General features: G+C 63.2%; 24 protein-coding genes. 9 read left to right on the top strand and 15 right to left on the bottom strand.

The genetic code is table 11. The features are described from left to right. A partial coding sequence (locus ACTHNZ_RS22595) for a hypothetical protein (RefSeq protein WP_440544811.1) occupies positions 1 to 819 on the top strand: 819 nt, incomplete at its 5' end. Positions 820 to 925: 106 nt separating this feature from the next. Here the strand turns inward: ACTHNZ_RS22595 and ACTHNZ_RS22590 are convergent. Next, the gene (locus ACTHNZ_RS22590; RefSeq protein WP_440544810.1) at positions 926 to 1,861 is read right to left on the bottom strand and encodes a glycosyltransferase family 2 protein; all 936 of its coding nucleotides are present in this window, start codon (positions 1,859 to 1,861) and stop codon (positions 926 to 928) included. A 680-nt stretch (positions 1,862 to 2,541) separates the two neighbouring features. Here ACTHNZ_RS22590 and ACTHNZ_RS22585 point away from each other — a divergent pair. The 4 genes from ACTHNZ_RS22585 to ACTHNZ_RS22570 are packed head-to-tail and all read left to right on the top strand — an operon-like array spanning position 2,542 to position 7,276. After that, a complete protein-coding gene (locus ACTHNZ_RS22585) occupies positions 2,542 to 3,390 on the top strand; it encodes a glycosyltransferase (RefSeq protein ID WP_440544809.1) in 849 nt (282 codons plus the stop codon). Next, positions 3,387 to 4,349: a UDP-glucose 4-epimerase family protein gene (locus tag ACTHNZ_RS22580; RefSeq protein ID WP_440544808.1), complete on the top strand. Its 963-nt coding sequence runs from the start codon at positions 3,387 to 3,389 to the stop codon at positions 4,347 to 4,349. Before ACTHNZ_RS22585 ends, ACTHNZ_RS22580 begins: the two co-directional genes overlap by 4 nt. Positions 4,350 to 4,356: 7 nt before the next feature. Continuing rightward, positions 4,357 to 5,400, top strand: coding sequence for an MraY family glycosyltransferase (locus ACTHNZ_RS22575; protein ID WP_440544807.1), 1,044 nt, complete (start codon positions 4,357 to 4,359; stop codon positions 5,398 to 5,400). Continuing rightward, positions 5,387 to 7,276, top strand: coding sequence for a polysaccharide biosynthesis protein (locus ACTHNZ_RS22570; RefSeq protein WP_440544806.1), 1,890 nt, complete (start codon positions 5,387 to 5,389; stop codon positions 7,274 to 7,276). The genes ACTHNZ_RS22575 and ACTHNZ_RS22570 overlap by 14 nt, the downstream gene beginning before the upstream one ends. 8 nt (positions 7,277 to 7,284) lie before the next feature. Here ACTHNZ_RS22570 and ACTHNZ_RS22565 read toward each other — a convergent pair whose 3' ends face one another. From ACTHNZ_RS22565 to ACTHNZ_RS22530, 8 genes are all read right to left on the bottom strand, one after another. Continuing rightward, on the bottom strand, positions 7,285 to 9,075 hold the full coding sequence (locus ACTHNZ_RS22565) for a hypothetical protein (RefSeq protein ID WP_440544805.1): 1,791 nt from the start codon (positions 9,073 to 9,075) through the stop codon (positions 7,285 to 7,287). A gap of 46 nt (positions 9,076 to 9,121) precedes the next feature. Beyond that, positions 9,122 to 9,532, bottom strand: coding sequence for a GtrA family protein (locus ACTHNZ_RS22560; RefSeq protein ID WP_440544804.1), 411 nt, complete (start codon positions 9,530 to 9,532; stop codon positions 9,122 to 9,124). Then, positions 9,517 to 10,491 (bottom strand): glycosyltransferase, encoded by a 975-nt coding sequence (locus tag ACTHNZ_RS22555; protein WP_440544814.1) that lies wholly within the window; start codon positions 10,489 to 10,491, stop codon positions 9,517 to 9,519. Before ACTHNZ_RS22555 ends, ACTHNZ_RS22560 begins: the two co-directional genes overlap by 16 nt. Positions 10,492 to 10,663: 172 nt before the next feature. Beyond that, positions 10,664 to 11,770: an MraY family glycosyltransferase gene (locus tag ACTHNZ_RS22550; protein ID WP_440544803.1), complete on the bottom strand. Its 1,107-nt coding sequence runs from the start codon at positions 11,768 to 11,770 to the stop codon at positions 10,664 to 10,666. Between the two features lie 161 nt (positions 11,771 to 11,931). After that, a complete protein-coding gene (gene galE / locus ACTHNZ_RS22545; protein WP_440544802.1) occupies positions 11,932 to 12,963 on the bottom strand; it encodes a UDP-glucose 4-epimerase GalE in 1,032 nt (343 codons plus the stop codon). Positions 12,964 to 12,974: 11 nt separating this feature from the next. Next, positions 12,975 to 14,147: a glycosyltransferase family 4 protein gene (locus ACTHNZ_RS22540; RefSeq protein WP_440544801.1), complete on the bottom strand. Its 1,173-nt coding sequence runs from the start codon at positions 14,145 to 14,147 to the stop codon at positions 12,975 to 12,977. A 9-nt stretch (positions 14,148 to 14,156) separates the two neighbouring features. Next, complete coding sequence (locus ACTHNZ_RS22535) at positions 14,157 to 14,990, bottom strand: glycosyltransferase (RefSeq protein WP_440544800.1); 834 nt, start codon at positions 14,988 to 14,990, stop codon at positions 14,157 to 14,159. After that, positions 14,987 to 16,342 carry an oligosaccharide flippase family protein gene (locus tag ACTHNZ_RS22530; protein WP_440544813.1) on the bottom strand — a complete coding sequence of 452 codons (1,356 nt, stop codon included), beginning with the start codon at positions 16,340 to 16,342 and terminating at the stop codon, positions 14,987 to 14,989. Before ACTHNZ_RS22530 ends, ACTHNZ_RS22535 begins: the two co-directional genes overlap by 4 nt. 105 nt (positions 16,343 to 16,447) lie before the next feature. Between ACTHNZ_RS22530 and ACTHNZ_RS22525 the strand changes: the two genes are divergently transcribed. Next, on the top strand, positions 16,448 to 17,842 hold the full coding sequence (locus ACTHNZ_RS22525; RefSeq protein WP_440544799.1) for a phosphomannomutase/phosphoglucomutase: 1,395 nt from the start codon (positions 16,448 to 16,450) through the stop codon (positions 17,840 to 17,842). Between the two features lie 76 nt (positions 17,843 to 17,918). Here the strand turns inward: ACTHNZ_RS22525 and ACTHNZ_RS22520 are convergent, their stop codons facing one another. Further along, the gene (locus ACTHNZ_RS22520; RefSeq protein WP_440544798.1) at positions 17,919 to 18,794 is read right to left on the bottom strand and encodes a DUF2242 domain-containing protein; all 876 of its coding nucleotides are present in this window, start codon (positions 18,792 to 18,794) and stop codon (positions 17,919 to 17,921) included. 244 nt (positions 18,795 to 19,038) lie between these two features. On the opposite strand from ACTHNZ_RS22520, the gene waaC reads away from it, so the two are divergent. Genes waaC through waaA form a run of 3 tightly spaced genes read left to right on the top strand, consistent with a single transcriptional unit; the run spans position 19,039 to position 22,304 of the window. After that, positions 19,039 to 20,034, top strand: coding sequence for a lipopolysaccharide heptosyltransferase I (gene waaC / locus ACTHNZ_RS22515; RefSeq protein ID WP_440544797.1), 996 nt, complete (start codon positions 19,039 to 19,041; stop codon positions 20,032 to 20,034). A gap of 60 nt (positions 20,035 to 20,094) precedes the next feature. Beyond that, entirely contained in the window at positions 20,095 to 20,979 is an 885-nt protein-coding gene (locus ACTHNZ_RS22510; protein WP_440544796.1) for a Kdo hydroxylase family protein, read from the top strand. Beyond that, positions 20,979 to 22,304 carry a lipid IV(A) 3-deoxy-D-manno-octulosonic acid transferase gene (waaA, locus tag ACTHNZ_RS22505; RefSeq protein WP_440544795.1) on the top strand — a complete coding sequence of 442 codons (1,326 nt, stop codon included), beginning with the start codon at positions 20,979 to 20,981 and terminating at the stop codon, positions 22,302 to 22,304. The genes ACTHNZ_RS22510 and waaA overlap by 1 nt, the downstream gene beginning before the upstream one ends. Before the next feature lie 77 nt (positions 22,305 to 22,381). On the opposite strand, the gene ureG is transcribed toward waaA, so the two are convergent. The 5 genes from ureG to ACTHNZ_RS22480 all read right to left on the bottom strand — a co-directional run bounded on the left by ureG (position 22,382) and on the right by ACTHNZ_RS22480 (position 26,556). Continuing rightward, a complete protein-coding gene (ureG, locus tag ACTHNZ_RS22500) occupies positions 22,382 to 23,002 on the bottom strand; it encodes an urease accessory protein UreG (RefSeq protein WP_440544794.1) in 621 nt (206 codons plus the stop codon). Between the two features lie 18 nt (positions 23,003 to 23,020). After that, complete coding sequence (locus tag ACTHNZ_RS22495; RefSeq protein WP_440544793.1) at positions 23,021 to 23,710, bottom strand: urease accessory protein UreF; 690 nt, start codon at positions 23,708 to 23,710, stop codon at positions 23,021 to 23,023. A 5-nt stretch (positions 23,711 to 23,715) separates the two neighbouring features. Then, the gene (gene ureE / locus ACTHNZ_RS22490; RefSeq protein ID WP_440544792.1) at positions 23,716 to 24,402 is read right to left on the bottom strand and encodes an urease accessory protein UreE; all 687 of its coding nucleotides are present in this window, start codon (positions 24,400 to 24,402) and stop codon (positions 23,716 to 23,718) included. Positions 24,403 to 24,483: 81 nt separating this feature from the next. Further along, a complete protein-coding gene (gene ureC, locus ACTHNZ_RS22485) occupies positions 24,484 to 26,190 on the bottom strand; it encodes an urease subunit alpha (protein WP_440544791.1) in 1,707 nt (568 codons plus the stop codon). 60 nt (positions 26,191 to 26,250) lie between these two features. Then, complete coding sequence (locus ACTHNZ_RS22480) at positions 26,251 to 26,556, bottom strand: urease subunit beta (RefSeq protein WP_440544790.1); 306 nt, start codon at positions 26,554 to 26,556, stop codon at positions 26,251 to 26,253. Positions 26,557 to 26,558: the final 2 nt, after the last annotated feature.

Genomic DNA, 26,558 nt, shown 5'->3' with positions numbered 1-26,558 from the left:
CTGATCGAATCTTGGTTTTTTGTCGATCCAGTATTGGCAAAGCCCGCTCGCTTACAGGCGCTGATCCGCGACCTAGGGCCAATTCCTGCGGGAACGATGGCTCCGGAAAACATCTGGCTCGCAGTGACATCGCTGTGGGACCGCGCTTTGCTTCCGATTTTATTGGTGGCCATGCTATTCGCGATCCTTCGGCCATCGCGGCGGGTTTTCATGTGCTGGGGACTGGGTGCGGCTGCAATCCTGGCTATGGGGGTGATAGGGCGCCCTGCGATAATGCGGGTTTATATCCCATTGGTTAGTATGCTTGTTGTCGCGCCTTTCCTCGTTAAAGGGTCTAAACAAGCGTTCTCGCACTTCTCGCGGAGTACGCTGTTGGTAGTCCTATTTTTGATGACCCTTAACTCGTTTTTCTTGATTTCGGACTTTGAGGAAATTAAACAAAACTCTGAAGATGTAACAGAGGCTCTTGCCCGTTTGCCGGAGCGTGCAGTTGTCATTTGGGGCGCTGCCTTGCCTTATCAGTTTGCTTACTCCGTTTTCCATATGCCGCATGCGTTGATGGACCTCAAGATATACGGCTTGGGTGTGATCACGTTGGCGCCAGTTTCGACGGCTTACGCAGATGAGAAAGCGGGTCGCGGCTTACTCACTATGTTGTCGGAAAAAGAGGGTGTTCCGCTTATTTCCGTCCCAGGCCAAATCGACTTGCTTCGCGGGTATTGTGCCGAACACCTACAGGGGAACTTCCAAGTGCTCTCCGCGCTTCATTTCAAGTTTTTTGATTTCGGACGGTATCGATGTGAACACCGAACGCCGTAAGATCGGCGTCCCGAATCGACATTGTACCGAACCGGTAGGATGACTGCCGCTGCGGGGCCGCGGGAGAAGATTGAGTTGCGCATCGGCAGTCGCGCCATGGAAAATGCTAAGCTCGATATATTTCTCGAACGATCGTTAGGGGGCGATTCTTCGCTTGGGTGAATATCTTTGAGATGTAAATGCCGATCACGCCTAGAAACAAAATGACTAGTCCGCCGATAAACCAAATCGATACGGCCAGCGCAGTGAATCCGGAAACCGGCGTTCCGAATATCAGTTTCAGGGCGGCAAACCATATTGCGAATCCAAAGGATGCGATCGAGATGATCAGTCCACTATAAAATACCAGTCGCAGAGGTTTGTCGCTGAACGACGTGACGGCGGTGAGGACTGCACTAAGTTTGCGTCGAAGGGTGTAGGTGGTGGTGCCCTTGTGCAACTTAACAACGGTGATGGGAACTTGGACAAAGCCGACAGCCGACATGACGCCGCCCAGAAATAGTGATTCCTCTTGATATTGGTTCAAGGCGTCAACGTAGCGTCGACTCATAAGTCTCGCAATCGTCCAATTCGCGGGTACCTCAATATCTGCGAGATAATTGAATAATCTGTAAAAGATCGACCCAAATAACCGCTCTCGCATGCCGCCTTTACGCCTGGCCTGCACTCCGTAGACGACGTCGCAATTCACTTCCGAAAACTTCGCAGCGAATTCGGTCAATAGCTCGGGCGGTTCCTCCAGATCGCAATCGATAAGGAACACGCGCTCGCCGCGACATACGGAGAGTCCTCGCCAGATGGCTTTGTGATGACCGAAATTCCGCGAGAGATCAACGACGACTACATTCGGATCTTGTCGCTGCAGCTCGAGCGCAACCTCAAGGGCATTATCCGGTGATCCGTCATTGACGAAGACAAACTCATAGCTGACGCCGAGTTGGCGCACTTGTGCCAAAGATCGTGCGTAGAACTCCCGTATATACGGCGCGGAATGATACAGCGTTGTGACGACTGAGATCTCGGGAGCACCTATCGTTGCCATAGACGTTCCCCTCGCTTTGCGGTTTTATGGTGCGCGCCGACATGCAATACGCCTTGGACTGGCCCATGCCGGCGAAGATGCTCGATCTCCTTCAAGAACGCGCGGATACAGAGATCATGGTCACCCGAGAGTGCGAGTTTCTTCACATTGTGCCTATTTTCATCGGTTTGAGGGCCGGGTCTCTGATGCAAAAGCTTGCTTCCACATTGGTATGCCGACGTGATAATCCAAGGCTACGCTTCATAATGGGGGAGCGCCTTAGACAACAACAGTCGTTTCCATCCACAGTCACAAACCCGTAGTTTACCGTATCGATGCCGACACCGGGCACATCTATCCATCGGTCTGCCGGGGTGAACTGCGTTGGACTTCGAGTCACTGTAGGGTGCGCCGGGGGCCGTTGATTTTCCTGGAAGCCACGGACGAGCCGGACGACCGGAAGGGTGCCGCGGAACGAATCGCCCTCGGCTTGACCAATCTGTCCCTGCAACCCGCCGCTACGCAGGGGGCGACTTCGGTACAATACCGTCCGCACAGATGCCCCTTGCGACAAGGCAGCGTCGACTGACAGGGTGCATGGACGCGTTGTGCTGTGCTCCAGCGAGCAAGGTTGTGCTAAAGCAGAACCACGAAAGGCACCTCCTCCATTGGAGCATCACGAAGTATTCAGAGGGCATGCATTGAAATCGAAACCGCCAAGTGCTTTTCCCGGGATCGACGACTTATCCGTGTCGCTTGTGGTCTATCACCCAGATAGTGCCTTGTTGGAACGCACGCTCGCTAGCTTTGGCGTCGCGTGGGACGCTGTGCGGGAGAAGCGACCAGGCGCGCGGGCCCGTCTCGACCTCGTCGACAACGGCGGTTTGCCCAACTTGGCCTCGTACGTTGATGCGCTGGAGGCTCGGGGCATCGTATGCGAGACGTTGTCGGGCCATGGCAACGTCGGCTACGGCCGCGGCCACAACCTTGCCATCGAGCGGGCGAACAGCCGCTACCACCTGATCCTGAATCCCGACATCGACATGGATCGCGAAGCGCTCGCCCAAGCCATCGATTTCCTAGATCGGCACGAGGAACTGGGTCTACTGACACCGTGCATCGTCGATGACGAGCATCGGCAGCAGTTCCTCAGCCGCCGCTACCCCGCGCTGCTGGACCTGTTCGTCCGGGGCTTCCTGCCGGCGCGGTACCGCAAAATTTTCGGCCACCGTCTGGCCCGCTACGAGATGCGCGACGTGATTAACGGCCATGACATCGTCTGGGACCCTCCAATTGTCAGCGGCTGCTTCATGCTGTTTCGCACCGAAGTGCTCAAGCGCTTGTCCGGTTTCGATCCGCGTTATTTCCTGTATTTCGAGGATTACGACTTGAGCCTGCGTACGCACGACCTTGCCCGCATCGCCTACGTGCCGTTCGTCCGCGCAATCCATCATGGCGGCGGCGCTGCGCGTAAAGGTTCCGCGCACATCCGCATGTTCATGACGTCCGCGTTCAAGTTCTACAACCGATTCGGCTGGAAGTGGCTATGACGGGCCGCGTTATTGTCACCGGCGCCAACGGGTTCGTGGGCCAGGCGGTGTCTCGCGCGCTACTCGGCGTCGGACACGGTGTGACGGGCCTGGTGCGGCATGCCGGCGCATGTGTGCCCGGCGTAGGCGAATGGGTGGCCGCTGCAGCGGATTTCGACGGCATCGACTCTCTGTGGCCCGCGTCGTTGCAAGCGGGCAGTGTCGTTCACCTGGCCGCGCGGGTCCACGTGATGCGCGACGACGCAGCCGATCCACTGGCCGCCTTTCGCGCCACTAACGTCGCCGGCACACTCCGCCTTGCAAAAGCGGCACACCAAAATGGAGTCCGCCGCTTTGTTTTCGTGAGTAGCATCAAGGCCGTCGCCGAGGTGGATTCCGGACGACCGTTGCGCGAGGACGATCCGCCGAATCCAGAAGATCCGTACGGACGCTCGAAGCTCGAAGCCGAGGTGGCGCTGCGGCAATTCGCCGAGGAGTCGGGGCTGGAAGTCGTCATCCTTCGCCCTCCGCTCGTGTACGGCCCGGGCGTACGCGCAAATTTCCTCTCGCTCATGAGTGCCATCGCCAGGGGAGTCCCGCTGCCGTTAGGTGCGCTCGAGGCGCGGCGCAGCCTTGTCTATGTCGATAACCTCGCCGATGCCATTGTGCGCTGCGCGACGGATCGCAACGATATCGCCGGGTGCTTTCACGTCGCCGACGACGAAAATCCCACCGTGGTTGAACTGGCACGGGCAATGGGGCGGCACCTTGGAAGGCCCGTCAGGCTGCTGGACGTTCCGCCTGCGTGGTTGCGCTTCGCAGGGCGCCTTACGGGGCGTTTGCCTCAAGTTGAGCGTTTGACGGGCGACTTGCGAGTGGACAACGCGCGCATCCGCGAGGCGCTAGGCTGGAAACCGAAATATTCGTTCGAACAGGGGCTGGCGCAGACGGCTCGCTGGTTCCGAACGACGCAGCATTGAGGTCCCGATGGTAATCGAGCATATCGGTCTTTCCTCGGTGCCCTTGTCATTGGCCATTGCCACGGCGGCGGCGCTCGTTTGCAGTGCGATTCTCGCGATCCTCCTCAAGACAGGCCTTGCGTGGAGGCTGGCGACGGACATCCCGAACGCACGCTCGTTGCACGAGCGCCCGACGCCGCGAGTGGGGGGCTGGGGTGTCGTCCCAACTGTGCTGATCGCCGCTTGGGCGTGCGCGCCCGATCTTTGGCTCATCGCCGCTTGCGTCCTGTTCCTCGCAGCAGTGTCGCAGCTCGACGATCGCCGCGGGCTGCCAGTTCGCATCCGGTTTGCGGCGCATTTTCTCGCGGTGGCCGTGCTGATTGCGGTGTACCCGGTTGCGGCGCCATGGTGGTGCCTTGCGGTCCTGTCGGTCTTGCTGGTGTGGCTCGTCAATCTATATAACTTCATGGACGGCTCCGACGGGCTGGCGGGTGGTATGGCTCTCTTCGGCTTCGGTGCTTATGCGATCGCGGCCTTGCTTGCGGAACAGCCCGCCCGGGAACTGGCCCTGGTCAGCGCGGCGACGGCAGGCGCAGCCATCGGCTTTCTCGCTTTCAACTTTCACCCGGCTCGCATCTTTCTCGGCGATGCTGGCTCGATTCCGCTCGGTTTCCTCGCGGGAGCCCTTGGCTACTGGGGATGGCGCTCCCACGCCTGGCCGATTTGGTTTCCCACGATGTGTTTCGCCCCATTCATCGGGGACGCATCGGTGACATTGCTGCGGCGGCTAATTCGCGGCGAAAAATTTTGGGAAGCGCACCGTGAGCACTACTATCAACGGATGATTCGCGCGGGCCTGGGCCACACCCGAACAGCAATCTACTGGTATCTCCTGATGCTTTTCGGCACAATGATTGCCCTTGCGGCCCTGGGACTTCCGATCGTGCAGCAATGGATGGTCGTCGTCCTATGGGCTGGAGCTTTACTGGGGGCGGGTGCGATAGTGGATGCTCGTTGGCGCCGTTTTTATTCGACGGTCCAAGCGAAGGGTGACGTCAATGTTCCGAAGTAACAAAGCCTCTTGGCTTTCCTTGTGTGCATTTCTTTTTGACGTCTGCGTCGCTGGCGGGGCGTGGATAGCGGCCTATCTGATCCGCTTCAATGGTTCGATCCCGGATGATTTTCTTCTCGGGTGTTTGAAATCGCTTGTTTGGGTACTCCCGATATACGGTGCCACATTCCGGCTATTCGGCTTATACCGTGGTATGTGGGTTTTCGCGAGCCTGCCCGACCTGATGCGCATTTCGAAAGCAGTGCTGGCCGGGGCATTACTCACGACGGTCGCTTCCGCGATGGTGCAGCCCGACCCCATCACGCCGCGCTCCGTCCTGGCTGTTTCGCCGTTGCTGCTGTTCCTGGCGATGGGTGGCGCGCGCGCGGCCTATCGAGCAACGAAAGAATTTTATCTATATGGCGCTTTGATGGCCCAAGGCAAGCCTGTCCTCGTACTCGGCGCGGGCGGCGCAGGTGCAACGCTGGCGCGCGAACTGTCCCGTTCGAGCCAATGGCGTCTAGTCGGATTGCTCGACGACGATCGAGCCAAGCATGGGCGAGAAGTCTATGGTCACAAGGTGCTGGGCTCCATTGACGAGCTCGCTAGCATCGCCAGTTCACTGAAAGTCGAGTACGCGATCATTGCCATTCCCTCGGCACCCGTCGACGCGCAGCGTCGCGTCGCCACCCTATGCGTGCGCGCCGGTGTCCGCGCCATGGTGCTGCCATCATTGACTGCGCTTGCCCCAGGCCAGGGCTTCCTTTCTCAAGTCCGACAAATCGACCTGGAAGACCTATTGGGCCGCGACCCCGTCAAAATCGACACGCCGCACGTCGAAGCGCTGCTGCACGGGCGCGTCGTGATGGTCACCGGCGCGGGCGGCTCGATCGGTTCGGAGTTGTGCCGGCAGATTTTGCGTTTCAATCCCGCCCAGCTTGTCGCGCTCGATATTTCCGAGTACGCGATGTACCGCCTAACGGAGGATTTACGGGAGCGCTTCCCCGATTTGTCCGTTGTGCCCATCATCGGCGATGCGAAGGATTCGCTGCTGCTCGATCAAGTCATGGCGCGCTACGTGCCGTCGATCGTGTATCACGCGGCCGCGTACAAGCACGTACCGTTGATGGAGGAACTGAATACGTGGCAGGCGGTGAGGAATAACGTGCTGGGCACCTATCGCGTGGCTCGCGCGGCGATTCGCCATGGTGTTAAACGGTTCGTGTTGATTTCGACGGACAAGGCCGTCAATCCGACCAACGTCATGGGGGCGAGCAAGCGCCTGGCCGAAATGACGTGCCAAGCGCTGCAGCAGACTAGCGAGCACACGCAGTTCGAAACGGTTCGCTTCGGCAATGTGCTCGGCAGCGCGGGCAGCGTCATTCCGAAGTTTCAGCAGCAAATCGCGAAGGGAGGCCCGCTGACGGTCACGCATCCGGAAATTACGCGGTACTTCATGACTATCCCCGAGGCATCGCAACTCGTGTTGCAAGCGTCGAGCATGGGGCATGGCGGCGAGATTTTCATTCTCGAGATGGGGCGTGCCGTCCGTATCGTCGATCTCGCGCGCGATCTGATTCGTCTGTATGGCTACACGGAAGAGCAAATCCGAATCGAATTCACGGGGCTGCGTCCCGGTGAAAAGCTATATGAGGAACTCCTTGCCGACGACGAGACGACGACCCGAACGCCGCACACCAAATTGCGCATTGCGCGTGCGCGTGAGGTGCCGGAACATCTGCTCGAGGAACTGCTGCCCTGGCTGACGCAACATCGCGTGTTGGCAGACGACGAGGTGCGCCGCGATTTGCGGCGCTGGGTATCCGAATACCAACCTTCCGTCGCCCCGGCCTTGCAAATCGCAGCGCCGCTGCGTGAAACTAGGCACGCGGTGTAGTAGCGCCGTTACCGCGCCTTCACATCGCAGAATCGATATTGACCGACGTGCGTGCCGATGCTCGAGTAATAGGGCTTGCACGTCTGCAGTTGCAGTTCGAGGCCGGCCCCGGAAAACGCCTGCACGGCCTCGTCGAGCGCAAATTTGTTGGTCATCGCGGCCTTTTGAGCGTCATCGGCTCGCACGGTGAGGCGACACTTTTTCGCCCCTTCCGAAAGATCTTCCACGGATGCGTGCAGGTGCAAGCGACTGACGGCCCATTTCAATTTGGCGCAACCCTGGTCGCTGTCCGTCAGGCCCAGTTTTCCGACCAGCTTATCCGCGCCGGCAACGCTTTGCGCACGCCAGTCGTCGTCGCCGTCGATCAGCGCGTAGCCTTGGCCTCCTCGGGAGATCACCATGTCTCTTACCCGCTCGTTGTATGCGTTCGTGGCGGGGAAACTACTGGCGATCCCAGCGAACGCGATCTGAGGCGGAAAGAACGGTACCATCCATCCCCTTGCGCCCGACACGCTGTACAGAATGACGGTTGCGCGTGCCGGTGCCGCAATCGGAGGAACGTCGACATGGAAAACGGGATCGCGCCAGCCTTCGTGCCCCCAGGTCTTCAGCCCGCCGATCACCCCGGTCACCACGATCGCGCCGATCAACCACCTAGCCGTTTTGCCCCCCGCTCGCCCCCGCTTCAGGAAAGTCACCAGCGCAAAAACGACGATCGGTGCCAGCATTTCCACAGGGACGAGGTACCGATAAATGCTGAATACCTTCATCCAAACCAGATAGCCAATGGCGACGAACGCGACGATGAAGCGCGCTCGGCTATCCAGGCGGCGAGGCTCGTCGCGCCGCAGCCGGCGGGCAATGACGGTCGCGAATGTGAATAGGAGCAGCGCCCAGACGATGGGCCACACGATCTCACGGCTCAGTCCCGCAACTTTGCTCGGATCGATCGCCATGACGAAAGGCCGTAGAATCGACTGCATGATTCCATGCGGCAGAAACCGAACGTCGCCCGAGCCGATCGGCTGCGTCAAAGGATTCGGAAAGAATTGGCCGAACTGCGGATAGAGAGGATTGCCGAACAGGTGCCACATGTGCAGCATCCAATATCCGCCTGTTGCCGCCCATCCGGCCAGCACGCCGATACCGAATAAGAATGCAATCCGAATGCGGGTGGCTAAGCGAGCGGGATAGGTCAGCAGGGCGGCGCACATCGCAACGGCATAGCATGCCGTCGTCGGCTTCAGTCCGATCCCCATGCCCACCAGCAGGCCGCTCGCGGCGGGAAGCAGGGCCGCTCCCACGGCAGCGTTCTTGATCCGGTCCCAATGGCTGAGCAAGATCGCCAATCCGCCGAGCACGAGCAGCGCCGTTGTGTTGTCGCCCATCGTGTTGCCGATTTGGCTCAAGAAGCACGGGACGAGACAGCCGGCCAACGCGAGCAGCAAGGGGCGACGGTAGCGGTTCTCGGCGTCCGCGTCGGCGGTTGCGCTTCGGGCAATACTCAACAAGAGAACGAAATTGAGGCCGTGCAGCACGCCCATCGCAAATCCCGCCAAGCGCGCGGGAAAGTGCTGCGACATCCAATAGTAAGGGAGGTCCAGCAGCGGGTTGAAATACGACTGCATGCCGGCCGGCGCTAGATCGGTCTGCAGTCGCCCATTCAGCCACGCATAGGGGTTGTACAAGTGGTAGTTGAGCAGATCCCAATTCGAATCCGCGCCGAGGAACACCGAATAGAGGCCGAACAGCAACGGAACGAGCAAGCGTGCGAGTGCAAGTGCTCTGGGGGAGTTCAAATCGAATGACCGGCGCGCGCTAGTGGGCGACCGATGTATCGCTCGTTCATTGACGTTCATCAGGGATTGACCTTGCATGCTTGAAAACCCACCACTTGGCCGTCGCGAAATTGACGGCGAGCCCCGCGATCGAACCCGCCGCCACGGCGAGTATGGGCAGCCACGGCGCGGGGCGAAGTGCCGATACCACTACGCTATAGGCGGCGTAGTTGACGGCGCCTCCTACGGACATGGCGGCGAGATAACGGGTCCACTCGGCCCAAACGGACTCGTTGCGGGCCGAGCTGAACGTGTACCTGCGATTCAACTGCCAGGTCGCCCACACGGCGCACAAGAAGGAAATGGCGCGGCCGACGAAGTAGCCGAAGCCGAGCCACAACGTGAGATAGAGCACGGTGGTGTCGACCAGGAAGCCGACGCAGCCCGCGAACAGAAACCGAACTAGCTGATGTCGCATCGTGGCGTCCGAATCGATGCGTGTGTGGGCCCGGGCACCGCTAGATAGGCGAAGCGCTTGGCTTCGGTCCGCCCACGCGTCACGGTGTCGAGCACAATGCCGCATGTCAGCAGGAGTGCGCCGAACAAGACCAGCGCCACGCAGAGCACCGCGGTGGGCAGGCGGGGAACCAACCCCGTTTCAACGAACGTTGCGACGAGCGGGATGGCGAGCATGACGGCGAGCAACGTGCACGCGAAAAAGCCGATCGAAAAGAACAGCAGCGGTTTTTCGGCTTTGAACAGCTTGACGATCGTGCTCAGTATCCTGAATCCGTCGCGGTAGGTGTTGAGCTTGCTTTCGGAGCCGTCCGGGCGCGCGCCATACGCGGTCGAGATTTCGGCGACGGGCATGCGCAGTTCAAGTGCGTGCACGGTCAGTTCCGTTTCGGTTTCAAAGCCTTCCGAGTGCGCCGGGAATGACTTGACGTACCGGCGCGAGAACACGCGATAGCCGGAAAGCATATCCGTGAACGTTCGCCCGAAAATCGTGGCCGCACACCGCGTAAGGAGAACGTTACCAAAGCGATGGCCCTTTCGATAGGCCGCATCTTCGTTGGACACCCGCGTGCCGACCACCATGTCGAGGCCTTCTTCGAGCAGCTTCTCCACCAGCAGTGGGGCAGCGCCGGCGTCATACGTCCCGTCCCCATCGACGAGGACATAGACGTCCGCCTCGATATCCGCGAACATTCTGCGGATCACGTTTCCTTTTCCCTGATACGAAACGGAACGAACGATCGCCCCCGCGGCACGCGCGACGGCCTTGGTGTCGTCTTTCGAATTATTGTCGAAGACATACACGATCGAGCCCGGTAGTTGCCGCGCGAAATCGCGAACGACTTGCGCAATGGTCAGCGCTTCGTTGTAGCACGGCACCAAAACGGCTATCCGCAGCTTCGATTCCTGCACTGCCGGCATTGCGATCATTTCAGCAATCTGACCGCCGCGGTCCTGTTGTTCGTTTCCCAAGCCAACCCCGTTCGTTGCGTTCTTTCGGTCTACCGAAGGGCGAATTATAAACGCCCGTTTTTCGCCCAGCTTTATTATCAGGCGAAGCGAGGCTCGTCATTGCGTCACGAGCAGCCGCCCGCTATCGCCCCCGTTTCCCCCGCCGCACCACCAACCACTTAGGCGACCTAAACCGTACGATGCTGACATAAAGCCAAACGTAAGTCGCCGCGAATACCACGACGAACGCGAATAGGTGCACGGTATGCTGCCAAAACAGCGTGGCCGGAATCACGCCGATCAAGCACAGCAGCCACAAGTAAGGCGACGTCATGGAGTTGCGCTGCGTCAGTTCATGCGCTGTTTTGGCGCCCACCGCCCATCGCATCAGCCGCTTGTATACGAGCATATGCAAGTGCACACCGTCGGGAATGCCGGGCGACATCCCCCGTACGAACTTCTTCCGATAGATCGAAAAGCACGTTTCGAAGATCGGATAAACGAACAGCAGCACCGGATACCAGGCCGACACTTCTCGATGCCGCATCACGAGCAAGATGGCGAGCTCGGCCAGCATGAAGCCGATGAAGTAGGCACCGCCGTCGCCGAGAAAAATCAGGCCCGCCGGGAAATTCCAGATGAAGAACCCCAGCACGGCGCCCATCATGATCAGCGAGGCCGAGAGGACGATCGGATCGCCGAGCCGAAAGGCCACGTAGGCGAGCGACGCGAACATCATGAACGCCACCATCGAGGCCAAGCCGTTGAAGCCGTCGATGATGTTGATCGCATTGGCAAGCGCGGCGACGGCCAGCACCGTCACGGCGAACGAGATCGCCGCATACGAAAGCAGGAAATCGAGCGGCGGCACGCTGATGCGCACGACGGCGATGTGCAGCGTGAAATAGGCGATCGCGGCGGCGCTCATGGTGGCCACGAGCCGAGCCGACGGCGAAACGCGCTTGGTCAGATCCTCGATGAGCCCCGAAGCGAACGCGGGCAAGCCGCAGCCCACGAGGGCTAGGATGCCGGACGATACCGCGGGGTAGCGGCCGACCAGCTGCACCGCGGCAACCGTGAGCCCGATCAGGATGCCGATGCCTCCGACGCGCGGCACGGGGCGGGCATGGAATTTCTGAACGCCGGCGAGATCGCTGTCGATCGAAAACTTTTCGTGCAGATGCGCATAGCGCACGATCAACAGCGTAACGAAGAGCGAGACGAGAAAACCGAGCGCGAAACTGAGCATGGGCGTGGCCTGGAAACGAACGGCGAATTATACCGGCTGGGCCGGTTCGTTCCGGTCGGAGAGGCTCGCCAGGGCGGAGGGCCGATCGGCCCTGCCACACGTCGAATCTCGATCACGGCCATACGGTTGCGCCGGTGCTCACGCGCAGCCACGTTTGCCGTTCAGGCAAATCCCCGCGGATTCATCGACTGCCAACGCCAATGGTCCTCGCACATGCGCTCGAGGCCATACTGCGCGCGCCAGCCGAGCAGTGTTTCGGCCGCTTGCGTGCTGGCGTAGCATTGCGCCACGTCGCCGGGGCGGCGGGCCACGATCTCATACGGCACCTTGCGTCCCGAAGCGGCTTCGAACGCGCGCACGACTTCGAGCACGGAGTAGCCGCGGCCTGTCCCGAGATTGACGACGAGGCTCGCATCGTGCGTTTGTAGCGCATCGAGCGCCGCGATATGCCCGCGAGCCAAGTCCACGACATGAATGTAATCGCGCACGCCCGTGCCGTCAGGCGTGTCGTAATCGCCGCCGAACACGCGCAGTTTCTCGAGCTTGCCGACGGCAACTTGCGCCACATACGGCATCAAGTTGTTCGGCACGCCCGACGGGTCTTCGCCGATGAGCCCGCTTTCATGCGCGCCGACCGGATTGAAGTACCGCAGCGTGGCGATGCGCCAACTCGGATCGGCGCGCTCGACGTCGCGCAGGATTTGCTCGGCGATGACCTTCGATTGCCCATAGGGGTTCGTCGCCGACAGCGGGAGCGATTCGTCGATGGGCGAGCGCTCGGGTACCCCGTACACCGTGGCCGACGAACTGAAGACGAGCCGCTTGACGTTGCGCGCGCGCATGGTGTCGAGCAGCACGAGCAGGCTGTCCACGTTGTTGCGGTAGTACTCGATCGGCTTGGCGACCGATTCGCCGACGGCCTTGAGCGCCGCGAAGTGAATGGCTGCCGTGATCGGATGGGCGTCGAACACCTTGGCGAGCGCGGCGCCGTCACAAGCATCGATCTCGTAGAACGCCACGGGCTGCCCGGTGATCCGTTCGATGCGCCGCACGGCTTCGCGCTTGCTATTGACGAGGTTGTCGACGATTACCACTTCATACCCGCTCGACATCAATTCGACGGCGGTATGCGAGCCGATGAAGCCGGCGCCTCCTGTCACGAGAATTGCGCCTTGCGCGGATTTCGATGTCATCGTTGCGCCCCCTATGCGCCGTGAAAGAGTTGCGCGCCTGTTAGCGCGTACAGCGTTTCCCGATAGCGTTCGATGACGAGCGCCTCGTCGAACTCGGCCGCTACTTTTTCTCGCCCCCGCAGCCCCATCTCGCGGCGCGCGGATGCGTCCATTTCCACTATCTGCGCAAGTTTAGCCGCCAGGCTTTGCGCATTTTTGACTTCGCAGAGCAACCCGGTGACGCCGTCCTGCACGACTTCGCGGCAGCCCGGTACGTTAGTGGCGACGATGGGGCGTCCCATCGCCGAGGCCTCCATCAACGTGCGCGGCACGCCTTCACGATACGACGGCAGCACGACGCAATCGGCGTTCGCGATGACGGGGCGCACGTCGTGCGCTTCGCCAAGGTATTCGATGACGCCTTCGCGGGTCCACCCGTCGATGTCGGCCTGCGCAATGGCGCTCGGATTGTCGACGCCCACGGGACCCAGCAGTTGAAATCTCGCATGCGGATAGCGCATGCGCAGCATGCGGGCCGCTTCGACGTATTCGCCGACGCCCTTGTCCCACAGCAGACGTCCAATCAATACGAACGTGACACGTTGAGCCTGCGGCAGCGGCGTCAGCCCGAAATGGTCGATGTCGACCCCTTCGCCATGGAGCAGCTTCGCCCGCTCCGGACGCGCGAGCAGCCGTTCGTTCAGGAATGCCGAATGATCGTCGCGATTGAGAAACCAGACCTCGCGCGGAAAGCGGAACGCGAACCGATAGAGCGCTTTGGCGACGCTCGCTGCCCGGCTTTTCTGAATGAAGACATAGCCGAGCCCGGTCGTGACGGCGATGGACGGCACGCGCGCCAGCCACGCGGCGACGGACCCATAGATATTAGCTTTGATCGTGTAGTGGAACACGACGTCGGGCCGAATTGTCCGATAGCGACGATATAGCGATGCGAGTGTGCGTAAATCGTCGAGCGGGTTCGTGCTTTTCGAGGCAACGGGCAAATCGATGCATTCGCAGCCCATCTCTTCGAGCAGCGCGAACGTGCGGTCGCGCGGCGCCAGCACGATCACGCGCACGCCTTTCGCGATCAGCGTGCGGATGACGCCTTGCCGATACGTGTAGATCGCAAAGCCGGTATTGCAGACGAGGCAGACGGTGATCCGGGCTGCTTGGGCGGGGGCGGCGGTGGACGAGGGCTTCATGCGGTGGCGTTAAGCGGCGTGCGTCGCGAACAGCGCGCGTTTCATCGTTCTGAGGGCAGCGTAAGGCGTGACCAAGTGGAGCAGATTCTTCGCGAGGCCGAGCCAGTCGTAGAGATTGGCCGCATTGAAGTAGCGCCATTGGAGCTTCAGCGTCGAGACGATTTGCCGGCGCCGTTTCGTCGCGCTGATTCCCCCGTCGTTCAACTCGTAATAAAGGCCGAGTTCCGGCAGGTTCGCGCAGTCGTAGCGCTCCATCAAGCGCAAGAAGAGATCGAGGTCCTCGGCGGCGCGATAGGCGACGCGATAATTGCCGACTTCGCGCACGGCATCGACACGCAGCATCATGGCCGGGTGCACGAGCGACGTGCGGAAAAAGCGCAGACGGCGCACGCTGGCCGGCTCCGTCGCGGGCCGCAGCATGAACAGCGGCGCCCCTTCGTGTGAGACCACCTGCGTCCACATGCCGACGCCGGCCACGTTCGGGTGCGCTTCGAGGTAGGCGCGCTGCTTCGCGAGGCGCCCCGGTGCGGCGAGGTCGCCCGCATCGATGCGGGCCGCGTAGCGATAGCCGCGCGCGGCGAGCGCTTCGATGCCCGCTTGCAGCGCGCGTTCGATGCCGCCGTTTCGCGGCATGCGCACGATTTCCACATCCATGTTCGGCAGCGTTGGCGCAACGATCGGCGGCGTGCTGCCGTCGTCGACGATCAGCACGCGCACGCGCGCGGTTTCGGCGAACGAGGCGAGCGTGCGCTCGACGTCGGCCTGTCCGTTGTAGGCCGGTATCAGCACGGCGACGTCGGCGAGCGGGTCCCGCGGTGCAAAGTCGGAGATAGGCGTCGTCATGGGCGCAGCTTGTAGCGAATGTAGTAGACGTTGATTGCGACGGCAGCGGCATAGCCCGCGGCGAGCCCAACCAGCGCGCCATAGGTGCCGATGTGCTCGATGGCGACCAGGTCCACCGCGAACGCGACGGCCAGCGCGAGCAGCCATTTCGTCAGAAGGACGAACTTCGCCTGATACTTGAGCAGCACGAGATTGCCGATCGCCTCGATGCCGGCCGGCACGGAAAGCCAGACGCACCAGCGAAAGATCGGGATGGCGCCGGCATAGTTCGGCCCGAACACGCGCGTGATGACGAGCGGTGCCAGCGCATCGAGCACGAGCGCGCCCGCGACCATGACCGCGGCGGCGAGCACCATCAGCCGCACGACGTTGCGCATCAGGTGCGCGCGGTCCTGCACGCGGTAGACGAAGGCCGGCGCGATCGTCTGCGCGAGCATCAGCGCGAGCGCGATCCAGTTCTCGTTGATTTGCTGAGCGGCCGAGTAGCGGCCGAGATCGGCGAACGAGATCGTGCGCTCGAGCATGAGGCGATCGAGCTTCAAGAACAGATACATGCAGACGAGGCCGACCCAGAACACGGTGCCCGCACTCGCGAAATGGCGCAATAAGCCGGGTTCGACGCGCCAGCCGAGCTTGCCGCCATGACGGCGCGCATAGTAGGCGAGCAGCACCATCCCGATGACGGCGGCTTCCAGCGCCCACAACCATCCGAAACGCGGTGCGCTGACGGCCATGCGCACGAACAGATAGACGAGCGCGAGCTTGGCGAGCGCCGTGACCATGCTCGTGACGAGCTGCGGCTTGCTGTAGGTCATGCTCTGCAGCCACGAGTTCACGACGCCGATGAACGGCTCGCGAAACAGCATCGTGACGGCGAGTGCCGCCAGCATGGCGCCGACGACAGGGTCCGTGAGCCCCGCGGCGATACCGGCCCACGTGGCCGCGAGCGCGAGCGCCGAGATCGAGAAACGTAAGACGAAAGCGCTGCCGAGGACCGTGCCGAGGTCGCGCTCGCCGCGGTGAACGATCGTCGGCACGAGAATTTCGGCGCCGCACACCCAGGTGATCGGGGCGAGCACGAGCAGCAGCGTGTTCGCGTATTGCCATTTGCCGAAGACGTCCGGCCCGAAATAGCGGGCGAGCAGACCTGCGATGGCAATCGCCACGGCGATTTGCGTCAGCCGCTCGAGGCCGAGCCAAACGATGTTCGCCGCGGCTTTCGCGATGTCCGGATGGGCCAGGCGCCTCAGCATCGTATGCAAGGCAGGAATCTTGCTCGCCGTGCTCGCGCCGGCATGGAAATGGCGCGCTTTTCGGCCGTGATCTCGTGCAGCCGGTGAGCGAAGGGGCAGATGCGCATTAAAATAGGCGCCACGCGCGCCGATCGAAAAACCGCAATTATAAGTGGCTTGCCGGCGCAAGCATCTTTTTCAATTAGCCTAAAGAGAGTGCCATCAATGATTTCGCAATCCATCTTCAAGGCGTACGACATCCGAGGTGTCGTCGGCAAAACGCTCGATGAGGACGTCGCACGGCTGGTGGGCCGAGCATTCGGCAGCGAAGTGCGCGCCCAGGGCGGCGATGCCGTCGTCGTCGCGCGCGACGGCCGCCTCTCCGGCCCCTCGCTGATCAAGGCGCTGGCCGACGGGTTGCGCGCGGCTGGGGTAGACGTGGTCGACGTCGGCATGGTGCCCACGCCGGTCGGCTATTTCGCCGCGAGCGTCCCCCTCGCGCTGGCAGACGGCGAGCGTCGCGTCGATTCGTGCATCGTCGTGACGGGCAGCCACAATCCACCCGACTACAACGGCTTCAAGATGGTGCTGCGCGGCGCCGCCATCTACGGCGAGCAGATCCAAGCGCTGTACCGCCGCATCGAGAAAGACGACTTCGCGAGCGGCAGCGGCGCCTATGAGCAATACGACATCGCCGACAAGTACATCGAGCGCATCGTCGGCGACGTGAAGCTCGCGCGGCCGATGAAGATCGTCGTCGATGCGGGGAACGGCGTTGCCGGCGCCCTGGGCCCGCGTCTGTTCAAGGCGCTCGGCTGCGAGCTCGTCGAGCTGTTCACGGAGATCGACGGCAATTTCCCGAACCACCACCCCGATCCCGCTCACCCGGAGAATCTGCAGGACGTCATTCGCGCGTTGAAGGAGACCGATGCCGAGATCGGCTTTGCGTTCGACGGCGACGGCGATCGCCTCGGCGTCGTCACGAAGGATGGGCAGATCATCTATCCCGATCGCCAACTGATGCTGTTCGCGCAGGAAGTGCTCTCGCGCAACCCGGGCGCGCAGATCATCTACGACGTCAAATGCACGCGCAATCTGGCGAAGTGGGTTCGCGCGAAGGGCGGCGATCCGGTGATGTGGAAGACGGGCCACTCGCTCGTGAAGGCGAAGCTGCGCGAGACGGGGGCGCCGCTCGCGGGCGAGATGAGCGGCCACGTGTTCTTCAAGGATCGCTGGTACGGCTTCGACGATGGGCTCTATACCGGTGCGCGGCTGCTCGAACTGCTTTCCCGAGAACAAGATCCGAGCAAGGTGCTCAACGATCTGCCCAATTCGCTGTCGACGCCCGAGCTTCAGCTCAAGCTCGAGGAAGGCGAGAACTTCGCGTTGATCGGCCGCCTGCAGAAGGAGGCGCAGTTCACGGGCGCCGATGAAGTCATCACGATCGACGGCTTGCGCGTCGAATACCCGGACGGCTTCGGGCTCGCGCGTTCGTCGAACACGACGCCTGTCGTCGTGCTCCGTTTCGAGGCCGATAATGCCGATGCGCTGGCACGCATTCAGAACGACTTCCGGCGCGTGATCGTCGCGGCCAAACCGGACGCTAAGCTGCCGTTTTGACGTCCTGACTGTTCCTGTTCCTGTGCCGTTTTCGGCGCGCTAGGCGCGGGGCCGCCCTAAGAGGCGGCCCTGATCGTTACTGCGGGGCGGCGTCGGCCGGCGCCGACGCGCTGGATGGCGCTTCGTTCGACGGCGCAACTGCCGTGGCCTCCGGTGGCGCCACGGGTATCGGCAACGGTGCCGATGCCGATACGGCGGGCGTGGCGGCCGGCACGGCCGGGGCGAGAACGGACGCGGCCGGGCTGACGACGGACGTGGCAGCCGATGCCGTCGGTACGGCCTGCGAGGCCGATGAGGCCGTCGGCGACGGCGCGGACGCCGTCGTTACCGCCGGTGCGGCCGGCGGCGTAACGACCGGTGCGGGGCCGGGCAATGTGGCCGACGTGACGGTGCCGGCCGGCACGGGCGCCGTCTTGATCAGCGTGGTCACGTAGTGCCTGACCGAATCGAAGAAGCCGTTGTAGAACGCGTTCGATTGGATCGTTTCGCTCGACACTTTCACCATGGCGTCGCTATTGGAGCGGATCGGCAACGAAACCGACCCGAGCAGGCTCAAGCCGACGCTGGCCGACGTGTCGCTTTTCTTCAGCGCATAGCCGCTTTGAATCGCATTCGCGTACACGATGCTCGAGCCGTCGGCATCGACGCCCGGCGTGCAGACGACGTGGATTTCGACGGTGACGTGCGACTCCCCGCTCGGTTGGAAGTCTTTCGTCGCATCGATGCGGTCCGTTTGCGTGAGCGTCGTCAGATAGCCCTGATTGAGCAAGGCGCGACGGGCGGCTTCGCATGCATCGGCACTGCCGACGTTGAAACTGCGCGAGAACGGGCTCGCGCCCGAATCGAACAACTCCTGTTGGAATTTCGGCTGCGGCGCGCTCGAGCACGCCGCAATCGCGGTGAATGCCGCGCACGCCAGGGCCGCGCGGACGAGTCGGAACGAACTGGACATGGTGCTTGTCGGGTGTTGCGCTTGGGCAAGCGTGATTCGAAGACGAGCATTGTAGTGCCTTCCGGCGATCGGCATTGGGGACGGGGAGCGCCGGGCGAGCCGCCGGCTGGTGCGGTATCACCATCTCTCGCCGAAAACCCCGCGCCGGCGCGGTAGAATCGCAGCCCTTCAGGCAGTACTAGGCGCGGGCGTCTTCCGAGCCCCGCAGTGGCTGCGATGCTGCACCTTTCTTTTTCCTTTCATCGTGCAAAAGATACTGCTCGTCCGTGTGTCATCGCTCGGTGACGTCGTTCACAACATGCCGGCCGTTGCGGATATACGGCGCGTCTACCCCGATGCGCAAATCGATTGGCTCGTCGAAGAAAGCTTCGCCGATCTCGTCACGCTCGTGCAAGGCGTGCACCGCGCGATTCCATTTTCGCTGCGGCGCTGGCGCAAGGGGTTGCTCCATGCCTCGACGTGGCGGGAGATCGGGGCTTTTCGGCGCGCGCTGGCGGCCGAGCGCTACGATCTCGTCATCGACTGCCAAGGTCTCATCAAGACGGCCTGGGTTGCGAGTTGGGCTCGCGGCCCGCTCGTCGGCCTCGGCAATCGCACCGACGGCGCCGGCTACGAGTGGCCCGTGCGGTTCTTCTACGATCAGCGGGTGCCGATCGAGCCGCGCACGCACGTCGTCGAGCGCACGCGCCAGCTCGTCGCGCAGGCGATCGGGGCGCCGCGTCCCGAGCCGACCGACGAGATCGACTTCGGCCTCGACACGTCGCTCGCGGCGCGCGCGCTGGCGGAGCTGGGCTTGAACCTGCCCGTGCCCTACGTCGTGCTCGTGCACGCCACGTCCCGCGCCGACAAGCAATGGCCCGACGCTTCATGGATCGAGCTTGGGCGCGCGCTCGTGTCGCGCGGTGCGTCGCTCGTGCTGCCGTGGGGCAACGACAGCGAACGCGCCACGAGCGAGCGCTTGGCCAAGGAGTTCGGCGCTGCCGCCATCGTCCCGCCGCGTCTGTCGCTGCCGGCCGTCGTCGGCCTGCTCGACGCGGCTGCCGCGACGGTCGGGGTCGATACGGGCTTGGTGCATATCGCGGCGGCGCTCGAGCGGCCCACGGTCGAGTTGTACAATTTCGCGACCGCATGGCGCACGGGCGGCTATTGGTCGCCGAGCGTCGTCAATCTGGGCACCGCCGGCAGTTTGCCGACGCTGCAGCAAGTCAAGACCGCTCTGGCCGAATTCGGCCTGCTGTAACCGCACGCGCTGCGCGGATCAGTGCGTGCGGATCCGTTGCGCGGACCATTTAGGCTGAGTATGAAAGAATCGCAAATCGTCGAAGTGAACTGCACGGACTGGTCGGGCTCCGACCTTGCCGCCACGCGCGAGACGCTGCGTGTCGCGCTCGAAACGGGCAAGGTCCTGTACTTCCCGAATCTGCGCTTCGCGATCGACGGCGGCGAAACGGCTTTGCTCGACCCCAAGCTTGCCGATCCGAAGCGCAAGAACATCAGCCTCACGCCGGGCGGCGGTGCGCTGCACGGCGTCGTGGGCGACGGGGTCACGCAATCGGCCGTGCGCGCGCTCGTGGCGCGCTATCAAACGCAAGCGCGCACGCTCGTCGATCATCTGTTTCCCGAGTACGGCGACGCGCTGCGGCCCGCGCCAACGAGCCTGCGCCTCATGCGCGTGGAAACGCGCCATACGTCCTGGCGCAAGGATGACAGCCGGCTGCACGTCGATGCGTTCCCCTCCCGCCCGAATCGCGGCGAGCGCATCATGCGCGTGTTCGCGAACGTCAATCCTTACGGCGAGCCGCGCGTATGGCGCGTCGGCGAGCCGTTCGAGCAGGTGGCGCGGCGTTTCTTGCCGCGCATCAAACGGCAGGTGCCGGGCTCGGCCTGGCTGCTCAATGCCCTTCACATCACGAAGTCGCCGCGCAGCGCCTACGATCACCTGATGCTCAATCTGCACGACGGCATGAAGGCGGATCTCGAGTATCAGAAGGCTTGTCCGCAAGAGACGATCCCCTTTCCGCCCGGCAGCACCTGGATCTGTTTCTCCGATCAGACGTCGCATGCGGCGATGTCGGGGCAGTACATGCTCGAGCAGACGTTCTTCCTGCCGGTTCGCGCGATGGTGCAGCCCGAGTGCGCGCCGCTCGGCATTCTCGAGCGGCTCGAAGGCCGGGCGCTCGTTTGATGTTGCGGCTCCTGTATCGCGCGCTATGGTGGATCGTCGCGCCGCTGGCCGTGCTGCGGCTCGTCATTCGCTCGCGCCGCGAACGCGGCTACCGTGAACACATCGGCGAACGGTTCGGCTTTGCGCGCGGTCGCGTGCCCGAAGACGACGCACCGCTGATCTGGGTTCATGCCGTCTCCGTCGGCGAAACGCGCGCGGCGCAGCCGCTGATCGCGGCATTGATGCAGACGCGGCCCGATGCACGCTTGCTCATCACGCACATGACGCCGAGCGGGCGTGCCACGAGTACTCAGCTGTTCGGCGATCGCGTGCTGCGCTGCTACTTGCCGTACGACCTGCCGCACGCCGTGCGCCGGTTCTTGCGTGCGTGGCGGCCCTCGCTCGGCATCGTCATGGAAACGGAAGTCTGGCCGACGCTGATCGACGAATGCCGCGCGGCCGACGTGCCGCTCGTGCTGACGAACGCGCGCATGTCGGCGCGCTCGTTCAAGCGCGCGGCCCGTTTCGGGGCGGCGGGGCGCGAGGTGTTCGGGGGCTTTACGCGCGTATTGGCGCAGAGCCCTTCCGATGCCGAGCGGCTCACGGCGCTTGGTGCGCGCAACGTCGCCGTGCTCGGCAACCTGAAGTTCGACATGGCGACGCCGCCCGACATCGTCGCGCGCGGACGCGCCTGGCGGGCCGCGATCGGTCCGCGCCCGGTCTGGGTGGCGGCAAGCACGCGCGAGGGCGAGGAAGCGCTCGTGCTCGACGCGTTTGGGGCTTTGGCGACGGAAGACGCGCTGCTGATCCTGGTGCCGCGTCATCCGCAGCGCTTCGACGAAGTGGCCGTGCTCGTCGAGCGGCGGGGCATGCGTGCCGTGCGCCGTTCGGCATGGGGCGGGGCCGCGCAGGCAGCCGCGGCGGCGGCATCGGTTGCGAGCGAGCCGCTGCGCCGCGACGTCACGGTTTTGCTCGGCGATTCGATGGGCGAACTCGGTGCGTACTATGCGGCGTCGGACGTGGCCTTCATCGGCGGCAGCCTGCTGCCGCTCGGCGGGCAGAACCTCATCGAGGCGTGCGCCGTGGGCGTGCCGGTGCTGATCGGCCCGCACGTATTCAACTTCTCGCAGGCGACGGCCGATGCGGTAGCCGCGGGTGCGGCCGTGCAAGTGGCCGACCCAGCCGATCTCGCGCGCGTGCTCGGCGAGTTGTTCGCCGACAAGTCGCGCCGCGTGGCGATGGGGGCGGCGGCGTCGGCATTCGCGTCGCGTCACCGCGGCGCGACGGCGCGCACCGTGGACGTTCTGACGGCCCTGCTGCCGCAAAGCGAAGCGGCTGACGTGTAGCGCGAGGCGCGGGGCGCAGAGGCGGCATGCGGTTCGGTGGCGTGATCCTCGCTTAGCCTCGCTTCGCCTAGCCTCGGCTAGCTTGCCAATAATCCTTTACGCTCGATGAACGCGATGACGTCGGCCAGCCCGGCCTGCGTCTTCAGGTTGCACATGACGAACGGGCGCTCGCCGCGCATCGTCTTCGCATCGGCGGCCATGACGTCGAGATTCGCGCCGACGTGCGGCGCGAGATCGGTCTTGTTGATGACGAGCAGATCCGATTTCGTGATGCCGGGGCCGCCCTTGCGCGGGATTTTCTCACCGCCGGCCACGTCGATGACGTAGATCGTCAAATCGGAGAGCTCGGGGCTGAACGTGGCCGCGAGGTTGTCGCCGCCCGATTCGATGAAGACGATGTCGGCTTCGGGAAACCGGGCGAGCATTCGATCGACGGCTTCGAGGTTGATCGACGCGTCTTCCCGGATCGCCGTATGCGGGCAGCCGCCCGTTTCGACGCCCATGATGCGTTCGGGAGCGAGCGCGCCGGCCACCGTCAGCAGCCGCTGGTCTTCTTTCGTATAGATGTCGTTCGTGATCGCGACGAGGTCGTAATGGTCGCGCATCGCCTTGCAGAGCATCTCGAGCAGCGTGGTCTTGCCCGAGCCCACCGGGCCGCCGACGCCGACACGCAACGGCGGCAGTTTCTTGGTTCTCATTGATTGGGTCCTATCGATTCAAGAACGGAAAAGACGCGAATACTGCGTCTCGTGCCGTGCCGACAATACGCCGAGCATCGGCGAAAACGTGTTGAGGCGCTCGGGCGGCGTGACGAGCGCGCGCGCGACGGCTTCGTCGATGACGGCGCGCGCAGCGACCAGGATGCGCTGCCCGGCGAGTTGACCGAGCGGGACGGCTTTGATGGCCGCCGCGACTTGGTTCTCGGCCCAGGTAAAGGCATAGGCGGCGAGTGCGGCGTCCGCCGAGAGGTCATGCGCCGCCGCGGCGAACGCGAATGCCGTCGGCTGCGAAAGCGGCACGAGTGCGCCGAGCGTGGCACGCTGCGCTGCATCGCCCCATTCGAGCGATAAAGCGAGCTGCTTCAGCGACCATCCCATCTGCTCGGTTTCGCGCCGCAATTCGGCGGCTTCGCGGCTTGCGAGAAAGTGGCAGTCGGCCTCGGCCAGTTCCGCCGGTGCTTTCTCGTCGTGACGTTGCCAGCGTGCCAGTTGGTGAGCGATGAATGGCAACTCGCCGCGAGCAAGAACGTGCAGCAAGCCGTCCACGATCCATCGGCATGCCGTTTCGCCATCGCCGATCCATTGCGCTTCGACGGCCGCCTCGAGCCCTTGCGAATAACTGAACGCGCCAATCGGCAATGCGGGCGAGGCAAGGTGCAATAGGGCAGTCAACTCGGCGAGGCGCATGGGTGTCAGTGCTCGTGGCGATGACCATGGCCGCAGTGACCGCAACTGTCGTGGCCGTGGTCGTGGTCGCTATCGTGCCCGTGATCATGGTTATGGCTATCGGAGTGGCCGTGCCCATGCTCATGCCCGTGCTCATGCCCGTGCTCGTGCTCGTGGCTATGCGGGTGTTCGTGCCCGTGACGCTGCGCGAATACCTGCTGTGCGAGCGCGTAGTCTTCGGCGAACGTGGCATCGTGCCCATGACGATGCCCTCCACCGTAGGCGCCCGTCTCGGGATGAAACGGCAGCGTTTCGCGCGCGACGCGCGCACCCAAGCGCGTCAGCATCGCCTCGAGCACGGGGTCTGCCTCGAGCTTCAGATAGTCGACGCCGATCTCCACCGGCGTGTGCCGATTGCCGAGATGGTAGGCCGCACGCGTGAGCGTCAGCGTGTCGGGGGCGCGCACCACGAGCACGGCTTCGGGCGCGGCGATCACGCGCACGAGCGCACCGTCGTCGGCGACGAGCACGTCGCCATCGGCCAGCACGGTGCCGCGTGGCATGACGAGCGCGACTTCTTCGCCCGTATCGAGCGTGGCGGCGAGGCGGCTCTTGCAACGCGCGTCGTAAGCGAGCGTGAGTGTGGGCGCGCGGGCTACGAGCGAGGCGGCGAGTTTCGCGGGCGGGGCAATACGTTTATCGATCGTGCGCATCGGAAAATGATCGGGGCGCTTATGTGCGTGCGTAAGTGAGTGAGCGAGCGAGCACGTGAGCGTCCCATGTATCAACGTTGATCAGAACAAGAAATACCGCTGTGCCATCGGCAACACGGTCGCGGGTTCGCAAGTCAGCAATTGGCCGTCGGCCACCACTTCGTATGTTTCCGGGTCGACGGTGATCGAAGGCTGCCAGGCGTTGTGGATCATGTCGGCCTTCGACACCGTGCGGCAGCCGCGCACGGGAACTACGCGCTTTTGCAGGCCATATCGCTCGGCAATACCGGCGTCCGCAGCCATTTGCGACACGAACGTCAGCGACGTTTTCGCGAGCGCGGCACCGCGCGTCGCGAACATCTCGCGGTAGTGCACGGGCTGCGGCGTCGGAATGGAGGCGTTCGGATCGCCCATCTGAGCGAGCGCGATCATGCCGCCCTTCAGGATGAGCGTGGGCTTCACGCCGAAGAACGCCGGCTCCCAAAACACGAGGTCGGCCCACTTGCCGGCTTCGATCGAGCCGACTTCGTGCGCGATACCGTGCGTCAGCGCGGGGTTGATCGTGTACTTGGCGACGTAGCGCTTCGCCCGAAAATTATCGTTGCGCGCGCTGTCTTGTGCGAGCGCGCCGCGCTGCGCTTTCATCTTGTGCGCCGTCTGCCAGGTGCGGATGATGACTTCGCCCACGCGGCCCATGGCCTGCGAATCGGAGGACAGCATCGAGAGCGCGCCGAGATCGTGCAGGATATCCTCGGCCGCGATCGTCTCGCGCCGAATGCGCGATTCGGCGAAAGCGAGATCCTCGGCGATCGACGGATCGAGATGGTGACACACCATCAGCATGTCGAGATGCTCGTCGAGCGTGTTGATGGTGTAGGGGCGCGTCGGATTCGTCGACGACGGCAGCACGTTCGCTTCGCCGCACACCTTGATGATGTCGGGCGCATGCCCGCCGCCGGCGCCTTCCGTATGGTACGTGTGGATCGTGCGTCCTTTGAAGGCCGCGACGGTCGCCTCGACGAAGCCCGCTTCGTTCAGCGTGTCGGTGTGGATGGCCACCTGCGTGTCGGTGGCGTCGGCAACGGACAGGCAGTTGTCGATCGCGGCGGGCGTCGAGCCCCAATCCTCGTGCAGCTTAAGGCCGATGGCGCCCGCGGCGATTTGCTCGGTGAGCGGATCGGGCAGGCTCGTGTTGCCTTTGCCGAGGAAGCCGAGATTCATCGGCCAGCCGTCGGCCGCCTGCAGCATTCGCTCGAGGTGCCACGGGCCCGGGGTGCAGGTCGTCGCATTGGTGCCCGTCGCGGGCCCCGTGCCGCCGCCGAGCATCGTCGTCACGCCCGAGGCCAGCGCTTCTTCGATTTGCTGCGGGCAGATGAAGTGGATGTGCGTATCGATGCCGCCGGCCGTCACGATCAGCCCTTCGCCGGCGATGATCTCCGTGGCCGCGCCGATCGCGATCGTCACGCCCGGTTGAATGTCGGGGTTGCCGGCTTTGCCGATGGCGGCGATGCGTCCGTTCTTGATGGCGATGTCGGCTTTGACGATGCCCCAGTGATCGAGGATCACGGCGTTCGTCACGACGGTATCGGCCACGTCGGCGGCGACGCGCTGCGATTGCCCCATGCCGTCGCGGATAACCTTGCCGCCGCCGAACTTCACTTCCTCGCCGTAGACGGTGAAGTCGCGTTCGATTTCGATGGTGAGATCGGTATCGGCGAGCCGGATGCGGTCGCCCGTCGTCGGCCCGAACATTTCCGCGTAGGCGCGGCGGCTGATGCGTAGAGTCATGATGACGATTCGTTATCCTGAATATTGACTAGGTTGGCTAGGGCGCCGCGTGAACAGCGTTCACAGTGGGCCCATCACCTTGCCGTTGAAGCCGTAGACGGCGCGTGCGCCGGCCAGCGCGACGAGCTCTACCGTGCGCGATTGCCCCGGCTCGAAGCGCACCGCCGTGCCCGCGGCAATATTCAGCCTGAAGCCGCGCGCTTGCTCCCGATCGAACGCGAGGGCGGCGTTGGCTTCGTAAAAGTGATAGTGCGAGCCGATCTGCACGGGGCGGTCGCCGGTGTTGGCGACGGTCAGCGTGCGGGTCTCGCGGCCCGCGTTCAGTTCGATGTCGCCGTCGTCGACGAGGATTTCGCCGGGAATCATGG

The sequence above is a fragment of the Trinickia sp. genome (assembly GCF_051953955.1).
Taxonomy (GTDB): domain Bacteria; phylum Pseudomonadota; class Gammaproteobacteria; order Burkholderiales; family Burkholderiaceae; genus Trinickia.
This window is presented reverse-complemented; position numbering and strand designations above follow the sequence as displayed.

Coding starts and splice junctions, on each gene's coding strand:
- ACTHNZ_RS22590 (WP_440544810.1), bottom strand. CDS start 1,861: ATGGCAACGATAGGTGCTCCCGAGATCTCAGTCGTCACAACGCTGTAT.
- ACTHNZ_RS22580 (WP_440544808.1), top strand. CDS start 3,387: ATGACGGGCCGCGTTATTGTCACCGGCGCCAACGGGTTCGTGGGCCAG.
- ACTHNZ_RS22575 (WP_440544807.1), top strand. CDS start 4,357: ATGGTAATCGAGCATATCGGTCTTTCCTCGGTGCCCTTGTCATTGGCC.
- ACTHNZ_RS22570 (WP_440544806.1), top strand. CDS start 5,387: ATGTTCCGAAGTAACAAAGCCTCTTGGCTTTCCTTGTGTGCATTTCTT.
- ACTHNZ_RS22560 (WP_440544804.1), bottom strand. CDS start 9,532: ATGCGACATCAGCTAGTTCGGTTTCTGTTCGCGGGCTGCGTCGGCTTC.
- ACTHNZ_RS22555 (WP_440544814.1), bottom strand. CDS start 10,491: ATGCCGGCAGTGCAGGAATCGAAGCTGCGGATAGCCGTTTTGGTGCCG.
- ACTHNZ_RS22550 (WP_440544803.1), bottom strand. CDS start 11,770: ATGCTCAGTTTCGCGCTCGGTTTTCTCGTCTCGCTCTTCGTTACGCTG.
- galE (WP_440544802.1), bottom strand. CDS start 12,963: ATGACATCGAAATCCGCGCAAGGCGCAATTCTCGTGACAGGAGGCGCC.
- ACTHNZ_RS22540 (WP_440544801.1), bottom strand. CDS start 14,147: ATGAAGCCCTCGTCCACCGCCGCCCCCGCCCAAGCAGCCCGGATCACC.
- ACTHNZ_RS22535 (WP_440544800.1), bottom strand. CDS start 14,990: ATGACGACGCCTATCTCCGACTTTGCACCGCGGGACCCGCTCGCCGAC.
- ACTHNZ_RS22525 (WP_440544799.1), top strand. CDS start 16,448: ATGATTTCGCAATCCATCTTCAAGGCGTACGACATCCGAGGTGTCGTC.
- ACTHNZ_RS22520 (WP_440544798.1), bottom strand. CDS start 18,794: ATGTCCAGTTCGTTCCGACTCGTCCGCGCGGCCCTGGCGTGCGCGGCA.
- ACTHNZ_RS22510 (WP_440544796.1), top strand. CDS start 20,095: ATGAAAGAATCGCAAATCGTCGAAGTGAACTGCACGGACTGGTCGGGC.
- waaA (WP_440544795.1), top strand. CDS start 20,979: ATGTTGCGGCTCCTGTATCGCGCGCTATGGTGGATCGTCGCGCCGCTG.
- ureG (WP_440544794.1), bottom strand. CDS start 23,002: ATGAGAACCAAGAAACTGCCGCCGTTGCGTGTCGGCGTCGGCGGCCCG.
- ACTHNZ_RS22495 (WP_440544793.1), bottom strand. CDS start 23,710: ATGCGCCTCGCCGAGTTGACTGCCCTATTGCACCTTGCCTCGCCCGCA.
- ureE (WP_440544792.1), bottom strand. CDS start 24,402: ATGCGCACGATCGATAAACGTATTGCCCCGCCCGCGAAACTCGCCGCC.
- ureC (WP_440544791.1), bottom strand. CDS start 26,190: ATGACTCTACGCATCAGCCGCCGCGCCTACGCGGAAATGTTCGGGCCG.
- ACTHNZ_RS22480 (WP_440544790.1), bottom strand. CDS start 26,556: ATGATTCCCGGCGAAATCCTCGTCGACGACGGCGACATCGAACTGAAC.